The sequence below is a fragment of the Enterobacter sp. CFEC122 genome (assembly GCF_052983755.1).
This window is the reverse complement of record NZ_JBRIQR010000039.1, coordinates 1-17,858: the sequence shown is the minus strand read 5'-3', so window position 1 is coordinate 17,858 and position 17,858 is coordinate 1. Positions and strand designations below refer to the sequence as shown.

The 17,858-nt window shown below is 53.7% G+C and carries 22 protein-coding genes; 3 read left to right on the top strand and 19 right to left on the bottom strand.

The genetic code is table 11. The annotated features are described in order from the left end of the window. Positions 1-147: 147 nt before the first annotated feature. The 15 genes from rplL to fkpA all read right to left on the bottom strand — a co-directional run bounded on the left by rplL (position 148) and on the right by fkpA (position 11,098). Positions 148-513 carry a 50S ribosomal protein L7/L12 gene (gene rplL / locus ACVCAM_RS21260; RefSeq protein WP_002445276.1) on the bottom strand — a complete coding sequence of 122 codons (366 nt, stop codon included), beginning with the start codon at positions 511-513 and terminating at the stop codon, positions 148-150. A 66-nt stretch (positions 514-579) separates the two neighbouring features. After that, positions 580-1,077: a 50S ribosomal protein L10 gene (rplJ, locus tag ACVCAM_RS21255; RefSeq protein WP_003862338.1), complete on the bottom strand. Its 498-nt coding sequence runs from the start codon at positions 1,075-1,077 to the stop codon at positions 580-582. Positions 1,078-1,368: 291 nt separating this feature from the next. Continuing rightward, positions 1,369-2,073, bottom strand: a complete 705-nt coding sequence (rplA, locus tag ACVCAM_RS21250; protein WP_006810530.1) for a 50S ribosomal protein L1 — start codon at positions 2,071-2,073, stop codon at positions 1,369-1,371. A 3-nt stretch (positions 2,074-2,076) separates the two neighbouring features. Continuing rightward, positions 2,077-2,505 (bottom strand): 50S ribosomal protein L11, encoded by a 429-nt coding sequence (gene rplK / locus ACVCAM_RS21245; protein WP_008503452.1) that lies wholly within the window; start codon positions 2,503-2,505, stop codon positions 2,077-2,079. A gap of 155 nt (positions 2,506-2,660) precedes the next feature. Continuing rightward, the gene (nusG, locus tag ACVCAM_RS21240; RefSeq protein WP_003862341.1) at positions 2,661-3,206 is read right to left on the bottom strand and encodes a transcription termination/antitermination protein NusG; all 546 of its coding nucleotides are present in this window, start codon (positions 3,204-3,206) and stop codon (positions 2,661-2,663) included. Between the two features lies 1 nt (position 3,207). Continuing rightward, entirely contained in the window at positions 3,208-3,591 is a 384-nt protein-coding gene (secE, locus tag ACVCAM_RS21235; protein WP_003862342.1) for a preprotein translocase subunit SecE, read from the bottom strand. Between the two features lie 229 nt (positions 3,592-3,820). Beyond that, the gene (tuf, locus tag ACVCAM_RS21230) at positions 3,821-5,005 is read right to left on the bottom strand and encodes an elongation factor Tu (RefSeq protein ID WP_014830236.1); all 1,185 of its coding nucleotides are present in this window, start codon (positions 5,003-5,005) and stop codon (positions 3,821-3,823) included. A gap of 69 nt (positions 5,006-5,074) precedes the next feature. After that, positions 5,075-7,189 carry an elongation factor G gene (gene fusA, locus ACVCAM_RS21225; protein ID WP_021242224.1) on the bottom strand — a complete coding sequence of 705 codons (2,115 nt, stop codon included), beginning with the start codon at positions 7,187-7,189 and terminating at the stop codon, positions 5,075-5,077. A gap of 96 nt (positions 7,190-7,285) precedes the next feature. Continuing rightward, the gene (gene rpsG, locus ACVCAM_RS21220; protein ID WP_004106370.1) at positions 7,286-7,756 is read right to left on the bottom strand and encodes a 30S ribosomal protein S7; all 471 of its coding nucleotides are present in this window, start codon (positions 7,754-7,756) and stop codon (positions 7,286-7,288) included. Positions 7,757-7,852: 96 nt separating this feature from the next. After that, positions 7,853-8,227: a 30S ribosomal protein S12 gene (rpsL, locus tag ACVCAM_RS21215; RefSeq protein ID WP_000246815.1), complete on the bottom strand. Its 375-nt coding sequence runs from the start codon at positions 8,225-8,227 to the stop codon at positions 7,853-7,855. A gap of 124 nt (positions 8,228-8,351) precedes the next feature. Next, positions 8,352-8,639, bottom strand: a complete 288-nt coding sequence (tusB, locus tag ACVCAM_RS21210; protein WP_008503005.1) for a sulfurtransferase complex subunit TusB — start codon at positions 8,637-8,639, stop codon at positions 8,352-8,354. A gap of 7 nt (positions 8,640-8,646) precedes the next feature. Further along, the gene (gene tusC / locus ACVCAM_RS21205; protein WP_367071383.1) at positions 8,647-9,006 is read right to left on the bottom strand and encodes a sulfurtransferase complex subunit TusC; all 360 of its coding nucleotides are present in this window, start codon (positions 9,004-9,006) and stop codon (positions 8,647-8,649) included. Next, positions 9,006-9,392: a sulfurtransferase complex subunit TusD gene (gene tusD, locus ACVCAM_RS21200; RefSeq protein ID WP_023294706.1), complete on the bottom strand. Its 387-nt coding sequence runs from the start codon at positions 9,390-9,392 to the stop codon at positions 9,006-9,008. Before tusD ends, tusC begins: the two co-directional genes overlap by 1 nt. Further along, complete coding sequence (locus tag ACVCAM_RS21195) at positions 9,392-10,114, bottom strand: helix-turn-helix transcriptional regulator (RefSeq protein WP_003861697.1); 723 nt, start codon at positions 10,112-10,114, stop codon at positions 9,392-9,394. The genes tusD and ACVCAM_RS21195 overlap by 1 nt, the downstream gene beginning before the upstream one ends. 165 nt (positions 10,115-10,279) lie before the next feature. Further along, on the bottom strand, positions 10,280-11,098 hold the full coding sequence (fkpA, locus tag ACVCAM_RS21190) for an FKBP-type peptidyl-prolyl cis-trans isomerase (RefSeq protein ID WP_008503008.1): 819 nt from the start codon (positions 11,096-11,098) through the stop codon (positions 10,280-10,282). A 238-nt stretch (positions 11,099-11,336) separates the two neighbouring features. On the opposite strand from fkpA, the gene ACVCAM_RS21185 reads away from it, so the two are divergent. Further along, positions 11,337-11,555 (top strand): protein SlyX, encoded by a 219-nt coding sequence (locus ACVCAM_RS21185; protein ID WP_008503009.1) that lies wholly within the window; start codon positions 11,337-11,339, stop codon positions 11,553-11,555. A 51-nt stretch (positions 11,556-11,606) separates the two neighbouring features. Here the strand turns inward: ACVCAM_RS21185 and slyD are convergent, their stop codons facing one another. The 4 genes from slyD to kefG form a co-directional block, all read right to left on the bottom strand. Beyond that, positions 11,607-12,197, bottom strand: coding sequence for a peptidylprolyl isomerase (gene slyD / locus ACVCAM_RS21180; protein WP_008503010.1), 591 nt, complete (start codon positions 12,195-12,197; stop codon positions 11,607-11,609). Positions 12,198-12,291: 94 nt separating this feature from the next. Further along, positions 12,292-12,492: a YheV family putative zinc ribbon protein gene (locus tag ACVCAM_RS21175; protein WP_010436300.1), complete on the bottom strand. Its 201-nt coding sequence runs from the start codon at positions 12,490-12,492 to the stop codon at positions 12,292-12,294. A gap of 13 nt (positions 12,493-12,505) precedes the next feature. Continuing rightward, the gene (gene kefB, locus ACVCAM_RS21170; RefSeq protein WP_008503012.1) at positions 12,506-14,311 is read right to left on the bottom strand and encodes a glutathione-regulated potassium-efflux system protein KefB; all 1,806 of its coding nucleotides are present in this window, start codon (positions 14,309-14,311) and stop codon (positions 12,506-12,508) included. Further along, a complete protein-coding gene (gene kefG, locus ACVCAM_RS21165) occupies positions 14,311-14,862 on the bottom strand; it encodes a glutathione-regulated potassium-efflux system ancillary protein KefG (RefSeq protein WP_014885493.1) in 552 nt (183 codons plus the stop codon). Before kefG ends, kefB begins: the two co-directional genes overlap by 1 nt. Before the next feature lie 138 nt (positions 14,863-15,000). Here kefG and ACVCAM_RS21160 point away from each other — a divergent pair, with 138 nt between their 5' ends. Both ACVCAM_RS21160 and ACVCAM_RS21155 read left to right on the top strand, forming a co-directional pair. Beyond that, complete coding sequence (locus tag ACVCAM_RS21160) at positions 15,001-16,905, top strand: ABC transporter ATP-binding protein (RefSeq protein ID WP_025910353.1); 1,905 nt, start codon at positions 15,001-15,003, stop codon at positions 16,903-16,905. A 13-nt stretch (positions 16,906-16,918) separates the two neighbouring features. Continuing rightward, on the top strand, positions 16,919-17,851 hold the full coding sequence (locus tag ACVCAM_RS21155) for a LysR family transcriptional regulator (RefSeq protein WP_021242218.1): 933 nt from the start codon (positions 16,919-16,921) through the stop codon (positions 17,849-17,851). Positions 17,852-17,858 lie beyond the last annotated feature (7 nt).

Genomic DNA, 17,858 nt, shown 5'->3' with positions numbered 1-17,858 from the left:
AGTCGTCGATAGAAACAAGCATTGTCAGGACAATCAGCAGTCAAACAGTGTGAAATGCTACTGATGCCTTACAGCGCAAAAAGGCTGGTGACTAAAAAGTCACCAGCCATCAGCCTAATGACTTAGGCTGCAACCAGAAAAGTTGGCTTATTTAACTTCAACTTCAGCGCCAGCTTCTTCCAGAGATTTTTTCAGTGCTTCTGCGTCGTCTTTGCTCACGCCTTCTTTCAGCGCAGCTGGAGCAGATTCTACCAGGTCTTTAGCTTCTTTCAAACCCAGGCCAGTTGCGCCACGTACTGCTTTGATAACAGCAACTTTGTTCGCGCCAGCAGCTTTCAGAATTACGTCGAATTCAGTTTTTTCTTCAGCAGCTTCAGCCGGGCCCGCAGCTACAGCTACAGCAGCAGCAGCAGAAACACCGAATTTTTCTTCCATTGCAGAAACCAGCTCTACAACGTCCATTACGGACATAGCTGCTACTGCTTCAATGATTTGATCTTTAGTGATAGACATTTAAATTGTTCCTGAAAATCAGAATAAGTTTATACGTAAGCAAATGCTTTATAAAGATAACTGCGATTAAGCAGCTTCTTTCGCATCGCGTACAGCAGCCAGAGTGCGAACCAGTTTGCCAGCCGCAGCTTCTTTCATGGTTGCCATCAGGCGTGCAATTGCTTCTTCGTAGGTCGGCAGGGTTGCCAGGCGATCGATTTGCGATGCCGGGATCAACTCACCTTCAAAGGCTGCAGCTTTGACCTCAAATTTTGCATTCGCTTTCGCGAACTCTTTGAACAGACGAGCAGCAGCGCCCGGGTGTTCCATAGAGTATGCAATCAGGGTCGGACCAACAAACGTGTCTTTCAGGCACTCGAACTGAGTACCTTCAACTACGCGGCGCAGCAGGGTGTTACGAACAACACGCATGTATACGCCAGCTTCACGACCTGCTTTACGCAGTTCAGTCATTTTGTCTACAGTAACGCCACGGGAATCCGCAACTACTGCAGACAGCGCGCCTTTGGCTACTTCGCTGACTTCAGCAACAATCGCTTGTTTGTCTTGAAGATTTAAAGCCATTAGCTTTGCTCCTGGATGTTTGCCGGAACTCATGTTCCGGAACTCACTTCACTCTCCCCAACGGAAAGAGCGTCTTAATACGGTGAGCAGAAACAAGCCAGAGTATCCAAAAATAATCTTAGCGTTCTGTCACCGTCTACGCAGGGGATTAAGTCTCTTGCGAAACACCTGCGGTCTTCGACGGAGGCCTGGATTAGGCCAGGCTCCAACGAACAATTCTTTTAGCCGCTAACTTTCGTTAGCAAACGTGGGGGTAAGATTGTAGACAAAATCACCGCCCACGTAAAGGCATTAGTTTGCAGCAGCGCTCAGGCCAGCCTGGTCAACTGCAACACCTGCACCCATGGTGGTGGAGATGCTAACTTTCTTGATGTACACGCCTTTCGCCTGAGTTGGTTTTGCTTTTTTCAGCGCAACCAGCAGAGCTTCCAGGTTTTCTTTCAGTTTGTCAGCGTCAAAGTCCACTTTACCGATGGTGGTGTGGATGATGCCGTTTTTGTCGTTACGATAACGAACCTGACCTGCTTTAGCGTTCTTAACCGCTTCAGCAACGTTAGGGGTTACAGTACCCACTTTCGGGTTTGGCATCAGGCCGCGTGGACCCAGAACCTGGCCCAGCTGGCCAACAACGCGCATTGCATCTGGAGAAGCAATAACAACGTCAAAGTTCATTTCGCCTTTCTTGATCTGATCAGCCAGATCTTCCATACCTACCAGTTCAGCGCCGGCAGCTTTAGCAGCTTCAGCGTTTGCACCCTGAGCAAATACAGCTACACGTACGGAACGGCCAGTACCGTGTGGCAGTACAGTTGCGCCACGAACGTTCTGATCGGATTTACGCGCGTCGATGCCCAGGTTAACGGCAACGTCAACGCTTTCAACGAACTTAGCAGTTGCCAGTTCTTTCAGCAGAGCGATAGCTTCGTTGATGTCGTACTGTTTGGTCGCATCAACTTTGTCACGGATCACGGACATGCGCTTGGTCAGTTTAGCCATTTCTTAGTCCTCCACTACCAGGCCCATGGAACGTGCAGTACCTTCGATTGAGCGAGTCATCGCTTCAATGTCGGCACCAGTCATGTCGGCAGCTTTGGTCTGCGCGATTTCCTGCAGCTGAGCGCGGGAAATTTTACCCACTTTGTCTTTGTTCGGTTTACCGGAACCAGACTTGATACCAGCCGCTTTCTTCAGCAGAACTGCTGCAGGAGGGGTTTTGGTAACGAAAGTGAAAGAACGGTCAGCGTAAACAGTGATTACGACTGGGATTGGCAGACCTTTTTCCAGGGATTCCGTTTTTGCGTTGAACGCTTTACAGAATTCCATGATGTTCACACCCTGCTGACCCAGAGCTGGACCAACTGGTGGACTTGGGTTCGCCATACCAGCTGCAACCTGCAGCTTGACGTAGGCTTGTACTTTCTTAGCCATTCTAAAATCCTCTGATTGGGTAATAGCGCCTCAGTGAGGCTCCCCGTGAATAAAATTCGTTTTACGGGCCGGGCCCATAAAAACAAAAGGCGCGAAATTGTATTCCAATCTCGCGCCCTGTGCAACGATTAAATCGTCGCTTTTTTGATCGCTGCTTAGGCTTTTTCGACCTGCGCAAAGTCCAGTTCTACCGGGGTCGCACGACCGAAGATAGATACAGAAACTTTCAGGCGGGACTTTTCGTAGTCCACTTCTTCAACGACGCCGTTAAAGTCAGCAAACGGACCGTCATTAACACGAACCATTTCACCCGGTTCAAACAGCGTTTTCGGACGCGGCTTATCACCAACCTGCTGCAGGCGGTTCATAATCGCATCCACTTCTTTGTCGCTGATTGGCGCCGGACGGTCAGACGTGCCGCCGATAAAGCCCATCACGCGCGGTACGCTGCGCACCAGGTGCCAGCTCGCGTCGTTCATCACCATCTGAACCAGCACGTAACCCGGGAAGAATTTGCGCTCGCTTTTGCGACGCTGGCCGCCACGGATCTCGACCACTTCTTCGGTCGGAACCATAACTTCGCCAAATAACTCTTCCATGTTGTGTAATTTGATATGCTCACGCAGCGACGTTGCTACGCGGCCTTCAAAACCGGAAAACGCCTGAACGACGTACCAGCGCTTTTTAGGGGCTTCAGACATCTCAGAACCTCAGGCCAGTGATAAAGGATACCAGGCGAACCAGAATACCATCCAGTCCCCACAGGATCAGTGACATTACAGCGGTAACCGCCGCTACGATCAGCGTGGTGTGCAATGTTTCCTGGCGAGTCGGCCAAATTACCTTACGGACTTCGGTACGCGCTTCGCGAGCAAAAGCGACGGTCGCTTTGCCTTTCGTCGTCAACAGCGCGACACCACCCGCTGCAGCAATCAGAATTACCACTGCAAGCGCGCGTAGCGGCAGCATCATGTCACGATAAAGGTAGTTGCCGACAATCGCTACGATCAGCAGAACGGCTACTACTACCCATTTCATCGCTTCCAGGCCGCGCCCGCTCCCTTGAGCTTCGGTATTCGCACTCATAAACCAACCTGTCAGAAGTATTCTACAAACATTTTCACCCCGCGATTGCGAGGCAAACCAAATCGAAATGCTAATTCGCTTTTCGAATTATACGCTCTCTGCAGAGCCTGTCTCAGCAATGATTATGACAAAAATAATCACTGATGAGCCAGGTTCTGACGTGAAAGCGTGCAAAAAGGGCATCAAATGATGCCCTTTTATTGCGCATTGCGTCAAATGTTATCAGCAATTAGCCGAGAACTTTAGCAACCACGCCCGCGCCAACGGTACGGCCACCTTCACGGATTGCGAAACGCAGACCGTCGTCCATCGCGATTGGGTGGATCAGCGTCACAACCATCTTGATGTTGTCGCCTGGCATTACCATCTCAACGCCTTCTGGCAGTTCGATGGTACCGGTCACGTCAGTAGTACGGAAGTAGAACTGTGGACGGTAGCCTTTGAAGAACGGAGTATGACGGCCGCCTTCGTCTTTGGACAGGATGTACACTTCAGATTCGAACTTGGTGTGTGGCTTGATTGAGCCTGGCTTCGCCAGAACCTGACCACGTTCGATTTCTTCACGTTTGATACCACGCAGCAGAACACCAACGTTCTCACCAGCACGGCCTTCGTCCAGCAGTTTGCGGAACATTTCAACGCCAGTACAGGTAGACTTCGCAGTCTCTTTGATACCAACGATTTCAACTTCTTCACCAACTTTGATGATACCGCGCTCTACACGACCGGTAACAACGGTACCACGACCGGAGATGGAGAATACGTCTTCGATTGGCAGCAGGAATGGCTTGTCAATCGCACGCTCTGGTTCTGGGATGTAAGAATCCAGGAAGCCAGCCAGTTCGATGATTTTCGCTTCCCACTCTGCGTCGCCTTCCAGCGCTTTCAGAGCAGAACCACGAACGATTGGGGTATCGTCGCCTGGGAAATCGTACTGAGACAGCAGTTCACGAACTTCCATCTCTACCAGTTCCAGCAGCTCTTCGTCATCAACCATGTCGCATTTGTTCAGGAACACGATGATGTAAGGAACGCCTACCTGACGACCCAGCAGGATGTGCTCACGAGTCTGAGGCATTGGGCCGTCAGTCGCAGCAACAACCAGGATCGCGCCGTCCATCTGCGCAGCACCGGTGATCATGTTTTTAACATAGTCGGCGTGGCCTGGGCAGTCTACGTGTGCGTAGTGGCGAGTCGGGGTGTCGTATTCAACGTGGGAAGTGTTGATGGTGATACCACGAGCTTTTTCTTCTGGTGCGTTATCGATCTGGTCGAATGCACGAGCAGAACCACCGTAGGTTTTAGCCAGAACGGTAGTGATTGCAGCAGTCAGGGTAGTTTTACCATGGTCAACGTGGCCGATAGTACCAACGTTGACGTGCGGTTTTGTACGTTCAAATTTTTCTTTAGACACGGCTATATTCCTTACTATAGTGCTCTCCCCTTTGGAGAGAGCACGGGACTTAGGTTTTAATCCTGTGGATTACTTACCACGGGCTTCAATAACGGCCTGAGCAACGTTGTTAGGCGCATCATCATACTTCAGGAATTCCATGGTGTATGATGCACGACCTTTGGTCAGAGAACGCAGCTGAGTTGCATATCCGAACATTTCAGACAGCGGAACTTCAGCGTGGATCTTAACGCCAGTCACTTCGGATTCCTGACCACGCAGCATACCGCGACGACGGCTCAAGTCACCGATAACGTCACCGGTGTTCTCTTCAGGAGTTTCTACTTCAACCTTCATGATTGGCTCAAGCAGAACTGGTTTTGCTTTCTTAAAGCCTTCTTTAAAGGCAATAGACGCAGCCAGTTTAAACGCCAGTTCAGAGGAGTCAACGTCGTGGTAAGAACCGAAGTGCAGACGGATACCCATGTCAACAACCGGATAGCCAGCCAGAGGGCCCGCTTTCAGCTGTTCCTGGATGCCTTTATCAACGGCTGGGATGTATTCGCCAGGAATTACACCACCTTTGATGTCGTTGATGAACTCGTAACCTTTCGGGTTAGAGCCCGGCTCCAGTGGGTACATGTCGATCACAACGTGACCGTACTGACCGCGACCACCAGACTGCTTAGCGTGTTTACCTTCAATATCGGTAACTTTCGCGCGAATCGCTTCGCGGTAAGCAACCTGAGGTTTACCCACGTTCGCTTCAACGTTGAATTCACGCTTCATACGGTCAACGATGATGTCCAGGTGCAGTTCACCCATACCAGCGATGATGGTCTGGTTAGATTCTTCATCAGTCCATACGCGGAATGATGGGTCTTCTTTCGCCAGACGGCCCAGAGCCAGACCCATTTTTTCCTGGTCAGCTTTGGTTTTTGGTTCAACTGCGATGGAGATTACCGGCTCTGGGAATTCCATACGCTCCAGAATGATCGGGTGATCCGGGTCACACAGGGTGTCACCAGTGGTCACGTCTTTCAGACCGATAGCTGCAGCGATGTCGCCCGCACGAACTTCTTTGATTTCTTCACGTTTGTTAGCGTGCATCTGTACGATACGGCCAAAACGCTCACGCGCCGCTTTCACGGAGTTCAGGATGGTGTCACCGGAGTTAACCACACCAGAGTAAACGCGGAAGAAGGTCAGGTTACCCACGAATGGGTCGGTAGCAATTTTGAACGCCAGTGCAGAGAATGGCTCTTCGTCGCTTGCGTGACGCTCAGCCGGGGTATCTTTACCGTCGTCCAGGATGCCGTTGATCGCAGGAACGTCAACTGGGGATGGCAGGTAGTCAACTACCGCATCCAGCATCGCCTGAACACCTTTGTTCTTGAACGCAGAACCACAGGTTACCAGGATGATTTCGTTGTTCAGAACGCGCTGACGCAGAGCTTTTTTGATCTCTTCTTCAGTCAGTTCTTCACCACCCAGGTATTTCTCCATCAGCTCTTCAGAAGCTTCAGCAGCGGATTCGATCAGGTTCTGGTGCCATTCGTCAGCCAGGTCCTGCATTGCAGCTGGGATATCTTCGTATTCGAAGGTAACGCCCTGGTCTGCATCGTTCCAGTTGATGGCTTTCATTTTCACCAGGTCGATAACGCCGGTGAAGCCTTCTTCAGCACCAATTGCCAGCTGCAGCGGAACAGGGTTCGCGCCCAGACGGGTTTTGATCTGACCAACAACTTTCAGGAAGTTAGCACCCATACGGTCCATTTTGTTAACGAACGCGATGCGTGGAACTTTATATTTGTTCGCCTGACGCCATACGGTTTCAGACTGTGGCTGAACACCACCAACTGCGCAATAAACCATTACCGCGCCGTCAAGAACACGCATGGAACGTTCTACTTCGATTGTGAAGTCAACGTGCCCTGGGGTGTCGATGATGTTTACGCGATGCGGTTCGTACTGCTTAGCCATACCTGACCAGAATGCAGTAGTCGCTGCGGAGGTGATAGTGATACCACGCTCCTGCTCCTGTTCCATCCAGTCCATGGTGGCTGCGCCGTCATGAACTTCACCGATTTTGTGGTTTACACCGGTGTAGAACAGAATACGTTCGGTAGTAGTGGTTTTACCGGCGTCGATGTGCGCACTGATACCGATGTTACGGTAGCGTGCGATGGGTGTTGTACGAGCCATTTGATTCCTCGTTTATATCTTTAGGCGTTCAGTTAAGTTACCCAGAGCGGGCGGCTTCTCTGAAGCGCCCGCCTGGTGACTAAGACTCCGAAGGGATTACCAACGGTAGTGTGCGAACGCCTTGTTGGCTTCTGCCATACGGTGAACGTCTTCACGTTTCTTAACTGCAGTACCTTTGTTGTCTGCAGCATCAGAAAGTTCGTTCGCCAGACGCAGAGCCATGGATTTATCACCGCGTTTACGAGCAGCTTCAACGATCCAACGCATTGCCAGGGCATTACGACGAACCGGACGAACTTCAACTGGAACCTGATAAGTAGAACCACCAACGCGGCGGGACTTAACTTCTACAGTTGGGCGAACGTTGTCGAGAGCGACTTCGAAAGCTTCCAGTTCATTTTTACCAGAACGCTGAGCCAGGGTCTCCAGCGCGCTGTATACGATTGCTTCTGCAGTAGATTTTTTACCATCTACCATCAGGATATTTACAAATTTTGCCAGCAGTTCTGATCCGAATTTCGGATCTGGAAGAATTTTACGCTGACCAATGACGCGACGACGTGGCATGGGAATACTCCGTTGTTAATTCAGGATTGTCCAAAACTCAAAGAGTTTAGTATGACATTAAGATAAATCAGTTTGGCCTTACTTAACGGAGAACCATTAAGCCTTAGGACGCTTCACGCCGTACTTGGAGCGAGCCTGCTTACGGTCTTTAACACCTGAGCAGTCCAGCGCACCACGAACGGTGTGGTAACGAACACCCGGAAGGTCTTTAACACGACCGCCACGGATCAGGATCACGGAGTGCTCCTGCAGGTTGTGACCTTCACCACCGATGTAGGAAGTCACTTCGAAACCGTTAGTCAAACGCACACGGCATACTTTACGCAGTGCGGAGTTTGGTTTTTTAGGAGTGGTGGTATATACACGAGTACATACACCACGTTTCTGCGGGCAGGCTTCCAGCGCAGGCACGTTGCTTTTCGCAACTTTGCGTGCACGTGGTTTGCGTACCAGCTGGTTAACTGTTGCCATTAAATAGCTCCTGGTTTTAGCTTTTGCTTCGTAAACACGTAATAAAACGACCTCATACAATATGAGGACGCGAAATTTTAGGGCTACGTCGAAAAGGTGTCAAGAAATATACAGCGATCTCAAATCACCAGTTCATTTGACTGGCGTGCGTCACAGTAAGATTGACGAAATCAGTATAGCCAACCACGTCAATTTTGGCTGAAATTTGACCAGAAAGACCCCGCGCATCCAGATCGTCTTTCAGCGCAGAAACTGTTATGGGGGCATTCGTGAGCATTTCAACGAAGCGGCTGCCTTCAAGTGCGGCAAGCACGCCGTCCTGAATCAGAAGCAGGTCATCACCGTCGCGCAGCATACTCAGTAACGCGTCGATATCACATTGCCATGGTGAATGGCTCAGAGTATGGAGCATGGCAGCCTCAGAAAGTCAGAACGGTGTCGTAGTGGGAAAGGTGTTCGCGCAATGCCGCAGAAGACACGACGGTCACATCCAGCACGAAAGGCGTCTTCTCATCCAAACCGCGAGCGGTCAGCGAGTCGGCGCAGACATAAAGGGTTTCAATGTCATACAGCGGCAGCACTTTAAACGTAGCGATGTAATCCCGCGCCAGAATGGCCTGTGGCTGCTGACCCGCCAGAAGCTGAAACACACCGTCCCCTAAAAAGAAGACGCCGATATCTTCGGTCAGCGCGGACGTCGCAAGTAACGCATCCAGCCCTTCGCGGCCAGAAGCGCTCCCGTGCGGCGCAGACGCAAAAACAAATGCCACGCGCTTCATCAGAATTGCACCACTCTGTCGCAGGTGAGCGCCGCCTGTGCCAGCGCGCCCAAACCGCTTAACGAAAAACCGGGCTGCAGGTTAGAACCCGACAAACCAAGACGGGCGGCTTCGGTTGCATCGGTCACGCCGCGGCGCAGTGCCGCCGCCACGCAGATGTGCAGTTCTACGCCCTGCTTTTCGTTTAATGCCTGCCAGCCGCGCACCACATCAAACTCATCGCTCGCCGGCGACGTAAACTGGTTCGCGTTATACACCCCTTCCCGATAGAAGAAGACGCTCGCCAGCTCATGTCCGGCTGCCAGCAGCGCATGCGCAAACTGCAGCGCGCTGCTTGCCTGCTGAGTCCCGTACGCCGGGCCTGTCACCATTAACGCAAAACGCATTACTTGTCTTGTCCCAGGAAATCACCGCTTTTGAACTGGCGAATATAGAGATAGACCGTGTGCTTGGAGATGTTGAGACGATCGGCCACCTGGTTGATGGCGTCTTTAATATCAAAAATCCCTTTTTCATAGAGATTGAGCACGATCTGGCGATTCTTGGCGTTGTTCGAGACGTTGCGGTCGGCATTCACCTCTTCAATGGTGAACTCAAGCGTCTGCGTGACGAGATCTTCGACGGAAGAGGCAAAGTTAACAGAAGAGCCAACATCCGGCGTTTCGGGTGGAATAAAGGTGCTCATGATCTGCGAGAAAGGCACATCAAGGTTCATGTTGATGCACAGCAGCCCAATTACACGATGCTCGCGGTTTCGAATCGCGATGGTTTCTGATTTCATCAGCACGCCGCTTTTGGCGCGGGTGAAATAGCATTTGGAGACGCTGCTGTCCGCGCCGGTCATGTCATGCAACATACGCAATGCAAGGTCGGTAATTGGCGAGCCAATTTTACGGCCAGTATGCTCACCATTCGCAATGCGGATGGCGGAACACTTCAGATCTTGCAGGGAGTGCAATACGATTTCGCAGTGGGAGCCAATGAGCATCGCTAACCCGTCCACTACCGCTTCATAGGATTTCAGAATATCGAAGTCGGTCTGGTCAAAAGGACGTTGATCCAGCAAATCAAGTTCACTGGTTTCGTTGGTTAAAAGCGACCTGGACATGAAAAAAACACTCCTTTTCAGGAGCCTGTCGTTAGGTTTTCAGGGCAGGCTCATTATCTACACGGACAACTAAATTAATACAGCGTGCCTAACGCTTTCCAGTGTTAATTATATCTGCCCCACAATAAAAAACCGCCGCCTTAAAGGCGGCGGTTTTTTTCAGCATTACTTCTTAGCAGCAGCGGCTTTATCGTCAGCCGGTGCGTCTGCCTTGGCATCCGCTTTCGGTGCCGGTTTGATGTCCAGCAGCTCTACGTCAAAGACCAGCGTAGAGTTGGCAGGGATCCCCGGAACGCCGGTTTTGCCATAGGCCAGATCCGGTGGGATGACCATCTTGATCTTGCCGCCTTTCTTGATGTTTTTCAGGCCTTCAGTCCAGCCAGGGATCACACCATCCAGACGGAAGGAGAGCGGCTCACCACGGGTGTAAGAGTTATCGAACTCTTTACCGTCGATCAGCGTACCTTTGTAGTTCACGACAACCGTGTCGCTGTCTTTAGGCGCATCGCCGGTGCCTTCTTTCTCAACTTTGTACACCAGGCCAGTCGAAGAGGTTTTCACACCCTTCTCTTTAGCGAAAGCATCGCGGTAGGCTTTGCCTTTCGCTTCGTTGTCTTTTGCGTCCGCGTCCATCTTAGTCTGCGCGGCGCCCTTCACACGCGCTTCGAACGCCTGCAGAGTCTGTTCAATTTCCTGGTCAGACAGCTTGCTCTTATCGGCAAATGCGTCCTGAACGCCTGCGATCAGCTGAGCTTTATCCAGTTTGATGCCCAGTTTCTCTTGTTCTTTCAGAGAGTTTTCCATGTAACGACCCAGAGATGCGCCCAGTGCGTAGGCGGATTTCTGGTCGTCATTTTTGAACGCTGCTTTGCTGTCTGCAGTGGCAGCAGGCTTCGCAGCAGTATCAGCAGCGAATGACAGCGGCGCGTTCAGCGCAACAGCCATCGTCGTCGCCAGCAGCGTTACTTTAAACAGTGATTTCATCCATATCTCCAGGGCCTGGGGACTCTCACCCCAGCGTTAAACGTAAATGAGTGACGTACTATAAAACGTTGCAGAAGAAATCTACAGACAGACACGTCCAATTCTCGCCACTTTTCAGACTATTTTTGTTTAAATAAGTTTCTTGCCAGAGGGATGCGAACTGTACTTAAGGATAAACTCAGTTAAACTGCGCCGCCGCTGGGCCATTATGGCGAATCTGAAATAAACGAGGTGAATGATGAAGGATACAACGATAGAAGCGAGAATGGCTGAGCTGGAAAGCCGCCTGGCTTTTCAGGACATCACCATCGAAGAGCTAAACCAGACCGTGACCGCACATGAGCTCGAAATGGCGAAACTGCGGGATCATATGCGCCTGCTGACGGAAAAGCTGAAGGCTACGCAGCCGTCGAACATCGCCTCTCAGTCAGAAGAGACGCCACCTCCTCATTATTGAGGCGTAAAAAAAGCGGGATAATCCCGCTTTTTTATTTTCCGCATGACGGAATTAGTGGCAGCCGCAGCCGCCGTTACCGCAACCACCTTTACCGTGGCCGTGGTCATGACCATGGTCGTGGCCGTGACCACCGCAGCAGCCGTCGTGGCCGTGATCGTGGTCATGGTCGTGACCGTGCGCACCGTGAACGTGGCCATGAGCCAGCTCTTCTTCGGTCGCTTCGCGGATCGCAACAACTTCTACGTTGAACTTCAGGTTCTGGCCAGCCAGCATGTGGTTGCCGTCAACCACGACGTGGTCATCTTCCACTTCGGTGATTTCAACTGGAACCGGGCCCTGGTCGGTTTCCGCCAGGAAGCGCATGCCAACCTGCAGTTCGTCAACGCCCATGAATACGTCTTTAGGAACGCGCTGAACCAGGTTGTCGTCATACTGACCGTAAGCGTCGTTCGCGCCTACAGCAACGTCAAATTTGTCGCCAACTTCATGACCTTCCAGCGCGTTTTCCAGGCCGGAAATCAGGGAACCGTGACCATGCAGGTAGTCAAGCGGCGCACTCACCGGAGACTCATCAACCAACACACCGTCTTCTGTACGTACCTGATAGGCCAGGCTGACCACCAGGTCTTTTGCTACTTTCATGATATCTCCTGAGCGTGGGAAAATTGCTGGCGCAGATTGTAGCGGAAATCTGCACCTGTGTACCCTTTAGCTTAAAAAAACTCAGGGCATATCGCTAGTCCGGATGAAAAATCCCGATAACTTGCTCTTCTTTGCGAACGTGATCGCGGGCCTCTTTGTCGGCCTCACGCATCTGGTGACCGCACTTAACACACTCAACAACATCAATATTATTTTCCCGCCACATCGCCAGGGTATCTTGCGCCTGGCAGGTCGGGCATTTTGCACCCGCGATAAAGCGTTTACGTACAGCCATCTTTCGTTACCCTTTATTCAAATTCATCCCAGCCATCGAGCTGGCGTCGTTCCTGCTGCATCTCGCGCTGGAAGATCTCCTCCAGCTCGCGACGCGCTTCCCGGACGCGGGAGATCTGCGCCGTATCGGTATGGACCGGCATCAGCTCGCGCAGCATCCGCATATCCAGCCGGCGGAAGTGCATCTGGGCGCGCTGCGCCTGATGCGGATGCATGCCAAGCGAGATCAGCGCCTTGCGCCCCAGCTCCAGCGCGCTGGAGAACGTCTCACGGGAAAAGTGTTTCACACCCGCCTGCAATAATTCGTGAGCTTCAACACGTCCCCGCGCACGCGCCAGAATATGCAGATGGGGGAAATGCTGCTGGCAGAGATCCACCAGCTTCATCGTGTCTTCCGGGTCGTTACAGGTAATGACGATGGACTCTGCCGCCTCTGCCCCCGCCGAGCGCAGTAGCTCAAGCTGGGTCGCGTCGCCGTAGTAAACCTTGTAGCCATATTTGCGCATCAGGTTGACCGCGCTGATATCCCGCTCCAGCACCGTAATGCGCATTTTGTTCGCCATCAGCAAACGGCCGATTACCTGTCCAAAGCGGCCAAAGCCCACCACGATCACCTGGGGCTTATCGTCTTCCACCCACGGCGCTTCGTCTTCGTCGTCTGCCGGGTTCAGGCGGCGCGACAGCAGTCTATCCACCATCTTCATCAGCAGCGGCGTGGTCATCATGGACAGCGTGACCGTTACCAGCAAAAGCGCCATCTGATCGTCTTTAAACAGCTTCTGGGACGAGGCGGTAGAGAACAGCACAAACGCGAACTCGCCTCCCTGGCTCAACACGCTCGCAAACTGCATGCGCTCCGAGCTGCGCAGGCCGTAAATGCGCGCCATGACGTACAGTACCAGCGTTTTCACCGCCACCAGGATAGCGACGCTCACCACAACCCACAGGAGATGGGTATAGAGCACGCCAAGGTTGAGCGCCATCCCCACCGAAATAAAGAACAACCCCAACAGCAACCCTTTGAAGGGATCGATGGCAATTTCCAGCTCGTGGCGGTATTCACTTTCCGCCAGCAGTACCCCGGCGATAAAGGTCCCGAGCGCCATCGACAGCCCCAGCGCGTCCATAAACAATGCCGACCCCAGCACCAGCAGCAGCGTCGCGGCGGTAAACACCTCGCGCACGCCGGACGCGGCAATAAAGCGGAATACGGGACGTAACAGGAAACGTCCGCCAATCAGCATCCCCGCGAAGGCCAGCACCTTCATGGCGATTTTCGCCCAGTCAAAGTGGTCGTCGCCGGAGCCCGCCAGCAGCGGCACCAGCGCCAGCGCCGGGATGACCGCCAAATCCTGGAACAGCAGCACCGAAAAACCCAGCTGACCGGCTTCGTTACGGTTCATCCCCTTGTCGCGCATCAGCTGCAGGGCCATCGCCGTCGACGACATCGCAAGGCCTATTCCGCCGATCACCGCCGCCTGCCAGGAGAAATTCGTCAGCATTAACAGGCCACCCAGAATCGCGGCGCTGAGCAACACCTGAGCGGCACCTACGCCAAAGATTGAGCGTCGGAGCTGCCACAATTTAGAAGGGTTGAGCTCAAGGCCAATGATGAACATCAGGAACACCACGCCCAGTTCGGAGAAATGGAGAATTTCATCCACATCGCTGATGAATCCCAGTCCCCAGGGGCCAATCGCGATCCCCGCCAGCAGATACCCCAGCACCGCCCCGATGCCGATACGGGCGGCAAGCGGCACCGCGACGACGGCCGCAAATAAAAACAGCACCCCGGCGAGGAGCAAATTCGATCCTTCCATTAACGCCCTCCTGCCGGAATCGGTGACGCCAGCCATTCACCGTAGGCTCTGGCGTGGCTGGCCAGCTCTTTCGGATCCTGACGACGGGCCCAGTAGACAATAATCGGGCTCATCCAGTGCATACGGCACATGGCCGCCGTCAGCTCAAAAGGCCGCAGAATGTCGCTCATCGGATAGCGGTTCAGCCCGTCGTGGCGGTAGGCGCTTTCGGGTTCACCGGTCGTAATCACACTACGCCAGTACTTTCCCGCCAGCTGGTTGCCCCCCACCCCGCTGGAGAAGCCCCGGCTAAGCACGCGGTCCAGCCACTCTTTGAGCAGCGCCGGACAGCTGTAGGTATAAAGCGGATGCTGGAACACAATCACGTCATGCTGACGCAGCAGTTCCTGCTCGTAAGGAATATCAATAAAGAAATCAGGATAGTGCGCGTAGAGATCGTGCACCGTCACGTTGCTGAGCTGAGTAGCCGGCTTAAGCAGCACCCGGTTTGCCACCGAGTCCTGAGATTCCGGATGGGCATACAGCAGCAGCACTTTTGCTGTCTGAGACATCATTCCCCTCCCGGTCTTGTTTCTGTTTTTGTGTATCGTCGCTGTTTTGGGCTACCATGGCGGCCCGGTGCGGAAAATGGCCCACACCTTACATTATCATAATGACAAATTAACATAGTCGGAACATACGGCGCTTCTATGATTGTTTTCTCCTCGTTACAAATTCGTCGCGGCGTGCGCGTCCTGCTGGATAACGCCACTGCTACCATCAACCCGGGCCAGAAAGTGGGTCTGGTCGGCAAAAACGGCTGTGGTAAATCCACGCTGCTGGCGCTGCTGAAAAACGAGATTAGCGCGGATGGCGGTAACTTCACCTTCCCGGGGAACTGGCAGCTCGCCTGGGTAAACCAGGAGACGCCCGCGCTGAGCGAACCGGCACTCGACTATGTTATCGACGGCGATCGTGAGTACCGAAAACTCGAAGCGGAACTCAATGCCGCAAACGAGCGCAACGACGGCCACGCCATCGCCACCGTTCACGGCAAGCTGGACGCCATCGACGCGTGGACCATTCGCTCCCGCGCCTCCAGCCTGCTGCACGGCCTGGGCTTCAGCAATGAGCAGCTGGAACGCCCGGTCAGCGACTTCTCCGGCGGCTGGCGTATGCGCCTCAACCTGGCGCAGGCGCTGATTTGCCGCTCTGACCTGCTGCTGCTCGATGAACCGACTAACCACCTCGATCTCGATGCGGTTATTTGGCTGGAGAAGTGGCTCAAGAGCTATCAGGGCACTCTGATTCTGATCTCCCACGACCGCGACTTCCTCGACCCGGTGGTGGATAAAATCATTCATATCGAACAGCAAACGATGTTCGAGTACACGGGCAACTACAGCTCCTTCGAGCGCCAGCGCGCGACGCGTCTTGCCCAGCAGCAGTCCATGTACGAAAGCCAGCAGCAGCGCGTAGCGCACCTGCAAAGCTTTGTGGATCGCTTCAAGGCCAAGGCGTCAAAGGCGAAGCAGGCCCAGAGCCGCATCAAGATGCTGGAGCGCATGGAGATGATCGCCCCGGCGCACGTCGACAACCCGTTCCACTTCAGCTTCCGGGCCCCGGAAAGCCTGCCAAATCCCCTGCTGAAAATGGAAAAGGTCAGCGCGGGTTATGCCGACCGCATTATTCTCGACTCCATCAAGCTCAACCTGGTGCCGGGTTCACGTATTGGTCTGCTCGGGCGCAACGGTGCCGGTAAATCCACGCTGATCAAACTGCTGGCGGGCGAGCTTAATCCGGTCAAGGGTGAAATCGGCCTGGCGAAGGGCATCAAGCTGGGTTACTTCGCCCAGCATCAGCTGGAATTTTTACGCGCGGATGAATCCCCGATTCAGCACCTTGCGCGTCTGGCGCCGCAGGAGATGGAGCAGAAGCTGCGCGACTACCTCGGCGGCTTCGGCTTCCAGGGCGATAAGGTCACCGAAAACACCGAGCGCTTCTCCGGCGGCGAAAAGGCCCGTCTGGTGCTGGCGCTGATCGTCTGGCAGCGCCCGAACCTGCTGCTGCTCGATGAACCGACCAACCACCTGGATCTCGACATGCGTCAGGCGCTGACCGAAGCGCTGATTGAATTCGAAGGGGCGCTGGTTGTCGTTTCGCACGATCGTCACCTGATCCGCTCCACCACGGACGATCTCTACTTAGTGCACGACGGCAAAGTCGAACCGTTCGACGGCGATCTGGAAGACTACCAGCAGTGGCTGACGGACGTGCAGAAGCAGGAAAACCAGCCGGAAGAGTCAGCGAAAGAGAACGCCAACAGCGCGCAGGCACGTAAAGACCAGAAGCGCCGTGAAGCGGAGCTGCGCACCCAGACGCAGCCGCTGCGTAAAGAGATTGCCCGTCTCGAAAAAGAGATGGAAAAGCTCAACGCCACGCTTGCTACCGTTGAAGAGAAGCTGGGCGACAGCGGTCTGTATGACCAGAGCCGTAAAGCCGAACTGACGGACTGCCTGCAAACCCAGGCGAAGACCAAATCCAGCCTTGAAGAGTGTGAGATGGCGTGGCTGGACGCGCAGGAACAGCTGGAAGCGATGCTGCAGGCTGACTGATACCGGGAGGGCTATGAGTTTCGATAACACGAGCGAGATTACATTCCGCAAGCTCAGCATCTTCATGACGTTTATGGAGAAGGGGAATATCGCGCGTACCGCCGAAACTCTGGGCCTGAGCGGCGTCAGCGTTCACCGTGCGCTGCACACGCTGGAAGAGAACGTGCGCTGTCCGCTCTTTACCCATAAGGGGCGCAACCTGATTGCTCTCCCTTCCGCCTGGACCTTACTGGAATATTGTCAGGAAGTGATGCAGGTGATGGAGCGCGGGCTGGAAGCGTCGCGCAAAATTGCCGGGATCGGCCAGGGGCGGCTGCGAGTCGGAACGCTCTACTCGCTCACCCTGGAAACCGTGCCGCGTCTGATCATGGGCATGAAGCTACGTCGTCCGGATCTGGAAATGGATCTGACGATGGGCTCCAACGAAACCCTGCTGCACATGCTGGATGAAGGCTCTCTGGACGCCATTCTTATCTCCATTTCCGAGAGCGATATCGACCGTAACAGCCTGGAAGTGCTCCCGCTGTTCCATGACGACATCTTCCTTGCCGCACCGGCCTCCGCGACGCTCAATACCCGCGGCCCGGCCGATCTGCGCGACTATAAAGATCGGAAATTTGTCTCTCTTGCGGAAGGGTTCGCCACCTATGCAGGCTTCCAGGAGGCGTTTCATATCGCCGGGTTCGAGCCGGAGATTGTTACCCGGGTGAATGACATTTTCTCCATGCTCAGTCTGGTGCAGGCGGGAGTGGGCTTTACGCTGATGCCGGGCAGGATGAAAAAGGTCTATGAGAATTCCGTGCAGCTCCTGAAGCTTGCCGAGCCGTACCAGATGCAACAGCTGATCGCCATCGTCTTTGCCCGCAACCGCGAGCAGGATCCAAGCCTGCGGGCGCTGGCCGCCGAAGGGCGGATGTATGCCCGCAGTTTGCAGGATAGTGCCTGATGTTATT

What these genes read in the sequence shown, in the direction of transcription:
- rplA (WP_006810530.1), bottom strand. Translation starts at nt 2,073, where the DNA reads ATGGCTAAACTGACCAAGCGCATGTCCGTGATCCGTGACAAAGTTGAT.
- kefB (WP_008503012.1), bottom strand. Translation starts at nt 14,311, where the DNA reads ATGGAAGGATCGAATTTGCTCCTCGCCGGGGTGCTGTTTTTATTTGCG.
- ACVCAM_RS21175 (WP_010436300.1), bottom strand. Translation starts at nt 12,492, where the DNA reads ATGGCTGTACGTAAACGCTTTATCGCGGGTGCAAAATGCCCGACCTGC.
- secE (WP_003862342.1), bottom strand. Translation starts at nt 3,591, where the DNA reads ATGAGTGCGAATACCGAAGCTCAAGGGAGCGGGCGCGGCCTGGAAGCG.
- slyD (WP_008503010.1), bottom strand. Translation starts at nt 12,197, where the DNA reads ATGAAAGTAGCAAAAGACCTGGTGGTCAGCCTGGCCTATCAGGTACGT.
- rpsL (WP_000246815.1), bottom strand. Translation starts at nt 8,227, where the DNA reads ATGGCAACAGTTAACCAGCTGGTACGCAAACCACGTGCACGCAAAGTT.
- ACVCAM_RS21195 (WP_003861697.1), bottom strand. Translation starts at nt 10,114, where the DNA reads ATGTCCAGGTCGCTTTTAACCAACGAAACCAGTGAACTTGATTTGCTG.
- rpsG (WP_004106370.1), bottom strand. Translation starts at nt 7,756, where the DNA reads ATGCCACGTCGTCGCGTCATTGGTCAGCGTAAAATTCTTCCAGATCCG.
- ACVCAM_RS21185 (WP_008503009.1), top strand. Translation starts at nt 11,337, where the DNA reads ATGAAGGATACAACGATAGAAGCGAGAATGGCTGAGCTGGAAAGCCGC.
- fusA (WP_021242224.1), bottom strand. Translation starts at nt 7,189, where the DNA reads ATGGCTCGTACAACACCCATCGCACGCTACCGTAACATCGGTATCAGT.
- rplL (WP_002445276.1), bottom strand. Translation starts at nt 513, where the DNA reads ATGTCTATCACTAAAGATCAAATCATTGAAGCAGTAGCAGCTATGTCC.
- nusG (WP_003862341.1), bottom strand. Translation starts at nt 3,206, where the DNA reads ATGTCTGAAGCCCCTAAAAAGCGCTGGTACGTCGTTCAGGCGTTTTCC.
- ACVCAM_RS21155 (WP_021242218.1), top strand. Translation starts at nt 16,919, where the DNA reads ATGAGTTTCGATAACACGAGCGAGATTACATTCCGCAAGCTCAGCATC.
- tusB (WP_008503005.1), bottom strand. Translation starts at nt 8,639, where the DNA reads ATGCTCCATACTCTGAGCCATTCACCATGGCAATGTGATATCGACGCG.
- ACVCAM_RS21160 (WP_025910353.1), top strand. Translation starts at nt 15,001, where the DNA reads ATGATTGTTTTCTCCTCGTTACAAATTCGTCGCGGCGTGCGCGTCCTG.
- rplJ (WP_003862338.1), bottom strand. Translation starts at nt 1,077, where the DNA reads ATGGCTTTAAATCTTCAAGACAAACAAGCGATTGTTGCTGAAGTCAGC.
- tusC (WP_367071383.1), bottom strand. Translation starts at nt 9,006, where the DNA reads ATGAAGCGCGTGGCATTTGTTTTTGCGTCTGCGCCGCACGGGAGCGCT.
- kefG (WP_014885493.1), bottom strand. Translation starts at nt 14,862, where the DNA reads ATGTCTCAGACAGCAAAAGTGCTGCTGCTGTATGCCCATCCGGAATCT.
- rplK (WP_008503452.1), bottom strand. Translation starts at nt 2,505, where the DNA reads ATGGCTAAGAAAGTACAAGCCTACGTCAAGCTGCAGGTTGCAGCTGGT.
- tusD (WP_023294706.1), bottom strand. Translation starts at nt 9,392, where the DNA reads ATGCGTTTTGCGTTAATGGTGACAGGCCCGGCGTACGGGACTCAGCAG.
- fkpA (WP_008503008.1), bottom strand. Translation starts at nt 11,098, where the DNA reads ATGAAATCACTGTTTAAAGTAACGCTGCTGGCGACGACGATGGCTGTT.